The sequence below is a fragment of the Stenotrophomonas sp. 05L44_2 genome, from assembly GCF_056665995.1.
Genome location: NZ_JBFTNR010000051.1, coordinates 1 through 10,381 on the forward strand (window position 1 = coordinate 1; position 10,381 = coordinate 10,381).

Here is a 10,381-nt window from a genome sequence, read left to right on the forward strand (position 1 = left end):
CTTGTAGGCCGGGTACAGGCGGTGGCGGAAGCCGCTGTCCAGTGCTTCGTCGAAGGCGATGGCGATGTGCCGGGGGCGTTCGCGCTCCAGCAGGTCCAGCAGGAAACGGGCGAAGCCGTGCACGGCGTTGGTCGGCCAGCCCTGGCTGTCCTGGAATTCGTCCGGCAGCGAATGCCAGGCGCGGAACACGTAGATGCTGGCGTCGACCAGGTACAGCGGCGGCGGTATCGCCACGGGAATCACGGCGTTCACTGGCCGGTCCAGTCCTGCAGCAGGGCCGCGGCATCGGGGCGCTCGCGCTCGGGGACTTCGGCCTTGGGCGTGCCGATGTGGATGAAGCCGGCAATGCCTTCGCCCTCGGCCAGCCCCAGGTGGGCGTGCACGGCAGGATCGAAGGCCATCCATGCGGTCAGCCACTGCGCGCCGAAGCCCAGCGCCTGTGCCGCCTGCAACAGAGCAAAGCACACACAGCCGGCGGTCATCAGCTGTTCCTGTGCCGGTACCTTCGGGTCCGGGCGGGGGCTGGCCACCACCACGATCACCAGCGGTGCATGGCTGAAGCGCTGGCGGTCCTTCTCGAACACGGCGTCGCCGGCATGCGGGTCGCGCTCACGGCTGCGCGCGGCCAGGAAGTCGCCCAGAGTGTGACGCGCATCGCCGGCGATCTTCAGGAAGCGGAACGGTACGCGCTTGCCGTGGTCGGGCACGCGGACCGCCGAGGTCAGCATCCGCTGCAGGGTGGCCGGGTCCGGTCCGGGCTCGCCCAGTTGCCGCGAGGGCACCGAGCGGCGGGCATCCAGGGCAAGCAGGGCGGCAGGGTCGGGCATGGAGTCTGAACCGGTCATCACGGGTCGCTGATTATAGTCGGGGAGGTAGATGACGCCGTTTGTGTCGCGTCAGACCCCTGAATAGCAAACTGTGATGAACATCATGCCACTGGCGGATCACGGAGCCCCGCTTCCCCTCGCCTCGCAGGCCCCGCACGGCTTACGATACGTAATATTGCCGGGCCGCCGTTCATGAGGTTTGAAGTGAGGACTGTTTCACTGTCCGCGATGGGCTGGGCGGCCTACCATCGAAGGACCGGTGCATGGGGTGTACCGGCCGTCGCGATGTCCATGATGTCTGTCGCACCAGAGAAGGTGGGGAGCCTTCCCGAATGATGAGCGCGCCCACTCCGATGGGATCGCCGGGCCGTGACCCGGCCCAGCTCCAGCTTGCCCGGGACATCGTCCTGCCGGCGTTGTGCCAGGCCTTTGGCGCGGCACTGGCCCGCTTCGACGATGCCCTGTTCGACCGTGCCGGCAATGCCGGCTCGYCGCAGTTGCTGTTCCTGGACGCGATGCGCGAGCTGCGCCGCCGCCGTGAAGAGATCGCCGGTGCTTTTGCCGCCCATCTCGGCCATGCCTGGGCCGGCCTGGCGGCGGGCGAGCCCGTCTCTGCCGAGCTGACCCTGGCCGGGCAGGCCCAGGATGGCCTGAGCCTGGTGCCGGAACATGTACTGGAATCACGGCTGGCGGTGCGCAACTTCGCCACCGTGCTGCTGCGCGACTTCAAGCCGGTGCTGGCGCGGCTCGACCGCCGCCTGGGCTGGCTGGGCGGCGGTATCGAACTCGACGCTGACCGCAACCCGATCAGCCCCGAGCATCTGGGCGTGGCCATCCACGAAGCCTTCGCCGGCTGCGAGCTGGCCCCGGAAGTACACCTGGTGCTGATCAAGCTGTGCGAGCGCGACCTGCGCGCGCCGGTGGGCCGCATCTACGAGAAGCTGGACGAGCACCTGGCTGCGGCCGGGGTGATGTCGCAGATGGGTGCGCCGCGCCGACCACTGGCGCCGGCCCCGGCGCAGCACGTTCCGCATGGCCTGGATGATCTGGTCGAGCAGCGCACGGCGCCGGGCGTTGACAACGAATTCAATGACGACGAACAGGCCGCGCCGGCCTGGGCGCAGCGATTTGCCGCGCGCTGGTCGGAGCGTCGTGGCCACATGCAGCAACATGCTGGTGGCGAAGAGAGCCCGTCCGGTGAAGCCTATTCCGGCCAGCAGGGCATGCTGCTGGAAGCCCTGCACGAACTGCTGCAGCAGACCCGCCACGTGCGCGACGACGCAACCTCTGCGGCGCAGGTCGCGGTCGGCCAGCATCGCCCGTTGAGCCAGCGCGAAATGATGTCGGTGCTGTCGCTGCTGCAGGCCACGCCCAGTGCGACCCTGCGTGCGGCGATCGGCGAGGACGGCGAATCGTTGGCGCAGCGGCTGAAGAGCGAAGTGCTGTCCAGCGCTACCCGGCTGGGCGTCGACCCGGGCCAGACCCGGCTGGACGCGCAGGACGAGGATGCGATCGACCTGGTCGGCATGCTGTTCGACGTGATGCTCGATGAGCGCGAACTGGAAGGCCGCTCGCGTGAGCTGATCGGCCGCCTGGTGGTTCCGTTCGTGAAGGTGGCGATGCTGGACCGCCGCATGTTCGTGCAGAAGACCCATCCGGCGCGCAAGCTGCTCAATTCGCTGGCCGAAGCCTGCGAGGGCAACACCGGCGAAAGCCAGGCCGAACGCATGCTGATGGCCAAGGTGGAGGAGATCATCGAGCGGCTGGTCGCCGAGTTCAACGAGAACCTGGCGATCTTCCTGACCCTGGAAGAAGAATTCCGCGATTTCCTGGTACAGCACCGCCGTCGCGTGGAAATCGCCGAGCGGCGGGCCGCCGAGACCCAGCGCGGCCAGGAAAAGCTGGAAATGGCCCGCACCCGTGCCGGTGCCGAACTGGATCGCCGCATCGGCGATGCCACCCTGCCGCCGGCCATCGCCGAGTTCCTGCGCCAGCCCTGGCAGCACCATCTGACCCTGGCGCTGCTGCGCGAGGGCGAGGAGGGTGCCTCGGTGGCCGAGGCGCTGACCCTGGCTGACGGCCTGCTTGAGGAAGTGGCCGAGGCCCGCCGGCAGATCGTCGGCAAGCCGTGGCTGCAGGCCTGGCAGCCGATGCTGGCCAAGGTGTTTGCCAGCGTCGGCGTGCATGGCGACGCAGCCACCGCAGCCATCGATGCGCTGCACGACACATTGCAGGGCATCGCCGAATCGCGACCGGAGCTGCAGCGCGCGTTGCCGGAGCTGCCGCAGGTGGTGCTGCCCGCGCCGCCGGCACCGGAAACGCCGGCAGTGGAACTGGGCGGTACCTTCAATACCGACGATTTCGACAATGCCGATGCCGACCGCTTCCGCCGGATGGAGATCGGCAACTGGCTGGACTTCGTCGACAAGGATGGCAAGGTGCAGGCGGGCAAACTGTCCTGGATCAGCCCGATTTCCTCGCGCCTGCTGTTCGTCAACCGTCGTGGCGTGCGCTTCTGCGTGGCCTCACCCGAGGAACTGGCGGTGATGGTGCGGCTGGGTCGCCTGCGTCCCCACATCGACGATGGCGCCTTCGACAGCGCCATGCAGGGCGTGCTCGACCGCCTCGACCCGGGTGGTGCGACGCTGCACTGAGCCACGTACGCCTGCTAGGATCGGACCCACTCACCGATCAGCGGGAATCTGCATGGCCGTGGCGTTGCTGGGGATCAAGGAGACCGCGCCGGGCGAACGACGCGTTGCGCTCACGCCGGAAACGGCGCGCAAGCTCGGTGCGCTGGGCATCACCGTGTGGTACCAGCCCGGTGCGGGCCAGGCCGCCGGTTTCACCGATGCCGCCTACGACGACGCAGGTGCCCGCGCCTTCGACGCCGCCCGTTGGGCCGAGATCGACATCCTGCTGTGCGTGCAGGCGCCACCGGCCGAGGTGCTGGCCCAGCTGAAGCCGGGCGCCAGTGTGGTCGGCCTGCTGACCCCGGCGGCCGACCCTGCGTTGGCCGCATTGGCTTCGGATGACCGCCTGCACCTGTTCCCGCTGCAGCAGTTGCCGCGCACCACGCGYGCGCAGGCGATGGACGTACTCAGTTCGCAGGCCGGCATGGCCGGCTACAAGGCGGCATTGATTGCTGCCGAACGCGCGCCGCGCTTCTTCCCGATGCTGACCACGGCGGCCGGTACCGTGCGTCCAGCCAAGGTGCTGGTGATCGGCGCCGGTGTCGCCGGCCTGCAGGCCATTGCCACCTCACGCCGCCTGGGTGCGCAGGTGGAGGGCTTCGACGTGCGCCCGGAAACCCGCGAACAGATCCAGTCGCTTGGTGCGCGCTTCCTCGACCTGGGGGTGAGCGCGGTAGGCGAGGGCGGTTATGCGCGGGCGCTGACCGATGAAGAGCGTGGTGAACAGCAGCGCCGTCTTGGCGACCACCTGCGCAGCGTGGACGTGGTGATCTGCACTGCCGCGGTGCCGGGACGTCAGGCGCCGACGATCGTCACCGCCGCGATGGTCGAAGGCATGGCTGCCGGCAGCGTGATCGTCGATCTGGCCGCCGAGAGCGGTGGCAACTGCGCGTTGACCGAGCCCGGCCAATGCATCGAGCACCAGGGCGTGACCATCGATGGCCCGCTGGGCCTGGCCAGCCGGGGTGCAACCCAGGCCAGCGAGATGTATGCGCGCAACCTGATGAACTTCGTCGCCCTGTTCGTGCGCGACGGCCAGCTGGGCTTCGACTGGGAAGATGAGCTGTTGGCGAAAACGCGCTGGCAGGCGTAAGCCGGTAGCGCCGGGCCATGCCCGGCGGGTGCAGCGACATCCGGTGAACCCGCGGGCATGGCCCGGCGGTCCGCCTTCGATGGCGGGTTACCGCGGCTTCGCCGGCGGCGGGTTGTCCCGCACCCATTCCCTGCGTTCGTCTGCGGTCATCTGCGACCAGCGCTCGCGCATGGCATCGCGCTGGGCCGGGCTGAGGTCACGCATCTGGCCGAACAACGCCCGGGCCTGCTCGCGCTGTTCCGGGCTCATGTGCTCGAAGCGGCGCAGGCCGCGGCGGGCCTTGTCGCGCTCTTCCGGGCTCATCGACTGCCAGCGCTGGCCGTGCGACAGCATGCGCTGGCGCTGCGCGGGATCGGCGCCGTTCCAGCGGTCACGCAACGGGGCCAACAGCGCTTCGCGCTGGGCCGGGCTCAGCTGTTCCCAGTTCGGCAGCGGCGCGGCAGCAGGTGCCGGCCGCGCGGCAGGCACCGGCGCGGTGGCCTGCGCCAGTGCCGATGCAGCGGGCAGCAGGGTCAGGGCGATCAGCAGGGGCAGGGAGGGGTATCGCAGCATGGTTCACTCCATCGCCAGGTCGTTGTCGCCCAGCCACAGGTACAGATCGGGATTCTCGTCGTACAGCACGCCATTGTCTTCTTCCGCAGCGACGATCGGCGTGCTGATCGCGCCCTGATGATCGCCCGGGCCGACGAACTGGACGCCGATGCCCAGCGCGATCACCAGCGAACAGGCGCTGGCCAGCCACCAGCGCCAGCGACCGGCGTGCGCCGCACCGGCGCTGTGACGGGCACTGCGCAGGCGTGCCAGGGTGGCCGGCGACAGCGCCTGCAGCGACTGCGCGTGCAGGCTGCGCAGGGCGTCATCGGAAGGCAGGGGGCGGTTCACGGGTGCATCTCCAGTTGATTCTGCAGCGCCTGTCGGGCGCGCGCCAGATGGGTCTTTACCGCGCCTTCGCTGCAGCCCATGGCGCGGGCGGTGGTGGCCCCGTCCAGGTCCTGCAGCACGCGCAGGGTGAATGCCTCGCGCTGGCGGGCGGGCAGGTCGCGCAGTGCCTGCACCAGCTGCTGGTACTGCTGGCGCTGCTCGTGCGCCTGCGAAGGGTCCGGTGCGGGGTCGGCCCAGTCGATCTCGCCGCCATCGGCATCCTGGTTGTCGCGCCAGAACGGCAGGCGGAAACGGCGGCGGCGCTGCAGGTCGATCACGCGCCGGCGCAGGATGCTCCAGAACAACGGCGCCCACTCGGCGGCCGGCTTGTCGGCATAGTCCAGCATGCGCAGCAGCGCGTCCTGCACCGCATCCAGCGCGTCATCACGCTGGCGCAGGCCGGCCTCGGCGAAGCGGAAGGCGCGCGGCCCGACGCTGGCCAGGAACGCTTCCAGCGAGGCCGGAACGGCGTCGGCATCGGTGGTTGAGGGGACAGGGCTGCTCACCAGCACAGGGTACGGTTCCTCGGCAGGGGTCACCATCGACAACGCGTGAGCGCGGCCGTGGTTGACCGGGACGCGCGCAGGGTTCAGCCCATGGTTATGATGGGGCGACGAAGACAGAGCAGGAGCGTTGCCGGTGAGTGACGGGTTCGTGGCGCTGTACATCTTCATGCTGGCCGCCATTGCCGGCCACGTGATCATTTCCCGGGTCCCGGTGATCCTGCATACCCCGTTGATGTCGGGCTCCAACTTCATCCATGGCATCGTGCTGATCGGCGCGATGGTGGTGCTGGGGCACGCACAGACGCCGTTGGAGAAGGTGCTGGGGTTCCTTGCCGTGGTGCTCGGCGCCGGCAACGCCGCCGGCGGCTATGTGGTCACCGCKCGCATGCTGGAAATGTTCAAGCCGAGCGTGCGCAAGGCCGGCAACGATGAACCGAAGGAGCCGCAGGCTTGAACATCAGCACCGTCGAACTGCTCGATTGGCTGGTCAAGGCCAGCTACCTGGTCGCCGCCACCCTGTTCCTGCTCGGCCTGCAGCGCATGGCCTCGCCGATGACCGCAAGCAGCGGTATCCGCTGGGCGGGGCTGGGCATGTTGCTGGCCACGGTGGCGACCTTCTTCCTGCCCGAACTGCACAACGTGCCGCTGATCCTGGTGGCACTGCTGCTGGGGGCCGGCCTCGCCTGGTGGTCGGCGGGCAAGGTCGCCGTCACCGACATGCCGCAGATGGTCGCGCTGTACAACGGCATGGGCGGCGGCTCGGCGGCCGCCATCGGTGCGGTGGAACTGCTGCGCTATGCCTTCCTGGCCAACCGCGATACCACCCACTGGAGTGCGCAGGCGCTGGCCGATCTGGCCGCGCGGCAGCCGTCCGGCACGGTGCTGGTGCTGGCGGTGGTGGGCGCGGCGATCGGTGCGGTGTCGCTGTCCGGCTCGGTGATCGCCTGGGCCAAACTCGATGGCCGCCTCGACAAGCGCGTGACCTGGCCGGGCCAGCAGGTGATGAACCTGCTGGTGGCGCTGGCCGTGGTGGTGCTGGGCATCATCGCCGCCAGCACGCTCAKCACCTGGGCGATCGTCGCCTTCTTCGTGCTGGCACTGGCGCTGGGCGTGTTGATGACGTTGCCGATCGGTGGCGCCGACATGCCGGTGGTGATCTCGCTGTACAACGCGTTCACCGGCCTGGCGGTGTCGTTCGAAGGCTACGTGCTGGGCAACGAGGCGCTGATCATCGCCGGCATGATGGTCGGTGCGGCCGGCATCCTGCTGACCCGGTTGATGGCCAAGGCCATGAACCGGCCGATCCGCAACGTGCTGTTCTCCAACTTCGGTGGTGGCGCCGGTGGTGAGGCGCAGGCGATTTCCGGTTCGCAGAAGCCCATCGAAGCGGCCGACGTGGCGGCGATGATGGGCTTTGCCGAACGCGTGGTGATCGTGCCCGGCTATGGCATGGCCGTGGCCCAGGCCCAGCACAAGATCTGGGAGCTGGCGCAGCGGCTGATCACGCGCGGGGTGAAGGTCAAGTWCGCCATCCACCCSGTWGCCGGSCGCATGCCCGGSCACATGAACGTGCTGCTGGCCGARGCGGRRGTGCCGTACGACCTGATCGCGGACATGGACGACATCAATCCCGAGTTCGCCACCACCGACGTGGTGCTGGTGATCGGCGCCAACGACGTGGTCAACCCGGTGGCGCGCACCGATCCGGCCAGTCCGATCTACGGCATGCCGGTACTGGACGTGGTCAATGCCCGCAACGTGGTGGTGATCAAGCGGGGCAAGGGCACCGGCTTTGCCGGTATCGAGAATGCGCTGTTCTATGCCGACAACACCCGCATGCTGTACGGCGATGGTGCCGAGGCAGCGGCGTCGCTGGTCAGCGAGCTGAAGGCGCTCGACGGCGGGCATTGAGGGTTGGGGTCGGATCCCTTTCCGCAGGAAAGGGCTCTGACCCCGGATCCAACCACCCCATCCACGCATGGCGTGGATCTACCAGGGCATCACCGGCGCGATCAACGCGCCAGCCAGGCGCCTACGGCGACGCTCACCGCCAGCCACAGCCATTCGATCACGCCATTGGCCAGGGTGATCAGCGTCCAGGCCAGGTGCGGGCCCATCCGCAGCGAGGCGTCCCAGGGGTTCAGGCCCATCGAGCCGCCCATCCAGGCACTGGCGATCGCCCAGTTCGAGATCGCGGCCACCAGCAGCGTGCCCAGCACGACCAGGGCGATGCGCAGCTTGCCGGGACCGAGCGTGCCCAGACGCAGCATGAACACCAGTTCCAGGGCGGTCAGTACCGCCATCCAGCCGACCGGACGGCCGGTGAACAGGGCGATCAGCATCCAGGCGAGGGGGGCGGTGGCCAGCGCCAGCAACAACATGAAGGGCCAGAGCCAGGTAACGGTCCTGGCGCGTGCGGCATTGGAGGACATCGAAGCTCCTGAAGGTCGCCCACAGGATACTGTGGTTTGCCGCAGTGCACCGGCGAGGGCGGGGCGCCTACGCTAGAATGACCGCTTGCGTGGCTTATGCCGCAGCCCCATATCGGTCCCCATGTATTCCCGTAGCAGCGAACCTGTCCACTTCGAACGCGATTGCGAGGCCGTGATGGTCCCGCAGGGCGACACCGTGACCTTGCCCGCCGGCAGCTATGGGTACATCACCCAGGCGCTGGGGGGCAGTTATTCGGTGTTCGTCGAGGGCAATCTGTTCCGCATCGCCGGCAAGGATGGCGATGCCATMGGCAAGGAAGCGCCGGCACCGCTGGAACTGCCCGACGATGCCAGCGACGAGCAGGTCGAACAACTGGTCTGGCAGCAGCTGCGCACCTGTTTCGACCCGGAAATTCCGGTCAACATCGTCGAACTGGGCCTGGTCTACGAGGTGGAGATCAAGCACCTCGACGAAGGGCAGCGCGAGATCGACGTGAAGATGACCCTGACCGCGCCTGCGTGCGGCATGGGCGACATCCTGGTCGACGACGTGCGCAGCAAGCTTGAAATGATCCCGACGGTGGCCGAGGCCGACGTCGAGCTGGTCTTCGACCCGCCGTGGAACCAGCACATGATGTCCGAGGCCGCACGGCTCGAAACCGGCATGCTTTGACCCACGGCCCGCAGTGACGCGGGCCCGGCATTACCCGCAACCAGAACAGGAAATCTCCGGTGTCCCAGTCCATTCCCAGCTTCGCCGTCACCCGTTCGGACCACCCGCGCAGCGCTGAAGAGCGCGCCCAGATCCTGGAGAAGCCGGGCTTCGGCCTGCACTTCACCGACCACATGGTGGAAGTGCGCTGGGACAAGGATGCCGGCTGGCACAACGCCAACGTGCGCGCCTACGGTCCGTTGCAGCTGGACCCGGCCGCGGCCGTGCTGCACTACGGCCAGGAGATCTTCGAAGGCATCAAGGCCTACCGCCATGCCGATGGTTCGATCTGGACCTTCCGCCCCGATGCCAACGGCCGCCGCCTGCAGCGTTCGGCGCAGCGCCTGGCGCTGCCGGAACTGCCGGTGGAGATCTTCGTCGAATCGCTGAAGCAGATGATCGCCGTCGACAGCGCCTGGGTGCCGTCGGCCGATGAGTCGAGCCTGTATTTCCGTCCGTTCATGATCGGCGATGAAGCGTTCCTTGGCGTGCGCGGCGCGCACAAGGCCGGTTACTACGTCATCGCCAGCCCGGCTGGCCCGTACTTCGCCAAGGGCGTCGCCCCGGTGTCGATCTGGCTGTCCACCGAGTACGCGCGTGCGGCCAAGGGCGGTACCGGTGCGGCCAAGTGCGGTGGCAACTACGCCGCGTCGCTGTTGCCGCAGCAGAAGGCGCAGGCACAGGGCTGCTCGCAGGTGCTGTTCCTGGACCCGGTCGAAGGCAAGTACCTGGAAGAACTGGGCGGCATGAACGTGTTCCTGGTCTACAAGGACGGCACGCTGGTCACGCCGGAACTGTCCGGCAGCATCCTCGAGGGCATCACCCGCGAGAGCATCCTGCAGCTGGCCCGCGACCGCGGCATGAAGGTCGAAGAGCGCAAGGTCACCATCGATGAGTGGAAGCAGGGCGTGACCTCCGGCGAGATCGCCGAAGTGTTCGCCTGCGGTACCGCTGCGGTGGTCACCCCGATCGGCCAGCTGAAGGGCGAAGGCTTCTCGGTGGGCGACATCAATGCGCCGGCCGGCGAAGTGACCATGTCACTGCGCAAGGAACTGACCGACATCCAGTACGGTCGCCTGCCGGACCGCCACGGCTGGCTGGTCAAGCTGGGCTGATCGCCCACGCGAACGCGTAGCGCCGGGCCATGCCCGGTGACTTTTCGGAAAGCCCGTCCCCGCGACGGGCTTTCTGCGTTTC

Annotated in this window: 10 protein-coding genes and 2 pseudogenes; 6 read left to right on the forward strand and 6 right to left on the reverse strand. The window is 68.2% G+C overall.

Annotated elements, in window-relative coordinates; all coding sequences use genetic code 11:
- Together AC1VAN_RS03115 and AC1VAN_RS03120 are read right to left on the reverse strand one after the other, a co-directional pair.
- A pseudogene (locus AC1VAN_RS03115) lies at window positions 1-417 on the reverse strand (exodeoxyribonuclease IX); the annotation flags it as partial.
- Window positions 384-845: pseudogene (locus tag AC1VAN_RS03120) on the reverse strand (nitroreductase family protein); the annotation flags it as partial. The pseudogenes AC1VAN_RS03120 and AC1VAN_RS03115, both read right to left, overlap by 34 nt.
- Window positions 846-1,159: 314 nt before the next feature.
- Here AC1VAN_RS03120 and AC1VAN_RS03125 point away from each other — a divergent pair.
- Window positions 1,160-3,481: a DUF1631 domain-containing protein gene (locus AC1VAN_RS03125; RefSeq protein ID WP_480985249.1), complete on the forward strand. Its 2,322-nt coding sequence runs from the start codon at window positions 1,160-1,162 to the stop codon at window positions 3,479-3,481.
- Between the two features lie 52 nt (window positions 3,482-3,533).
- The gene (locus AC1VAN_RS03130; protein WP_279208899.1) at window positions 3,534-4,613 is read left to right on the forward strand and encodes an NAD(P) transhydrogenase subunit alpha; all 1,080 of its coding nucleotides are present in this window, start codon (window positions 3,534-3,536) and stop codon (window positions 4,611-4,613) included.
- 87 nt (window positions 4,614-4,700) lie between these two features.
- Here the strand turns inward: AC1VAN_RS03130 and AC1VAN_RS03135 are convergent, their stop codons facing one another.
- From AC1VAN_RS03135 to AC1VAN_RS03145, 3 genes are read right to left on the reverse strand one after another with little or no spacing between them, the layout of a single operon-like run.
- Complete coding sequence (locus AC1VAN_RS03135) at window positions 4,701-5,165, reverse strand: DUF3106 domain-containing protein (RefSeq protein ID WP_032977476.1); 465 nt, start codon at window positions 5,163-5,165, stop codon at window positions 4,701-4,703.
- Window positions 5,166-5,168: 3 nt separating this feature from the next.
- Window positions 5,169-5,495: a hypothetical protein gene (locus AC1VAN_RS03140; RefSeq protein ID WP_025877968.1), complete on the reverse strand. Its 327-nt coding sequence runs from the start codon at window positions 5,493-5,495 to the stop codon at window positions 5,169-5,171.
- Window positions 5,492-6,076, reverse strand: coding sequence for an RNA polymerase sigma factor (locus AC1VAN_RS03145; protein WP_080149966.1), 585 nt, complete (start codon window positions 6,074-6,076; stop codon window positions 5,492-5,494). Before AC1VAN_RS03145 ends, AC1VAN_RS03140 begins: the two co-directional genes overlap by 4 nt.
- Window positions 6,077-6,173: 97 nt before the next feature.
- Between AC1VAN_RS03145 and AC1VAN_RS03150 the strand changes: the two genes are divergently transcribed.
- Window positions 6,174-6,494, forward strand: coding sequence for an NAD(P) transhydrogenase subunit alpha part 2 (locus AC1VAN_RS03150; RefSeq protein ID WP_025877970.1), 321 nt, complete (start codon window positions 6,174-6,176; stop codon window positions 6,492-6,494).
- Complete coding sequence (locus AC1VAN_RS03155) at window positions 6,491-7,951, forward strand: NAD(P)(+) transhydrogenase (Re/Si-specific) subunit beta (protein ID WP_480985250.1); 1,461 nt, start codon at window positions 6,491-6,493, stop codon at window positions 7,949-7,951. Before AC1VAN_RS03150 ends, AC1VAN_RS03155 begins: the two co-directional genes overlap by 4 nt.
- 101 nt (window positions 7,952-8,052) lie before the next feature.
- Here the strand turns inward: AC1VAN_RS03155 and AC1VAN_RS03160 are convergent, their stop codons facing one another.
- Window positions 8,053-8,472: a hypothetical protein gene (locus tag AC1VAN_RS03160; RefSeq protein ID WP_442252036.1), complete on the reverse strand. Its 420-nt coding sequence runs from the start codon at window positions 8,470-8,472 to the stop codon at window positions 8,053-8,055.
- A gap of 121 nt (window positions 8,473-8,593) precedes the next feature.
- On the opposite strand from AC1VAN_RS03160, the gene sufT reads away from it, so the two are divergent.
- Complete coding sequence (gene sufT, locus AC1VAN_RS03165; RefSeq protein WP_025877975.1) at window positions 8,594-9,145, forward strand: putative Fe-S cluster assembly protein SufT; 552 nt, start codon at window positions 8,594-8,596, stop codon at window positions 9,143-9,145.
- 59 nt (window positions 9,146-9,204) lie between these two features.
- Window positions 9,205-10,299, forward strand: a complete 1,095-nt coding sequence (locus AC1VAN_RS03170) for a branched-chain amino acid aminotransferase (protein WP_025877977.1) — start codon at window positions 9,205-9,207, stop codon at window positions 10,297-10,299.
- Window positions 10,300-10,381: the final 82 nt, after the last annotated feature.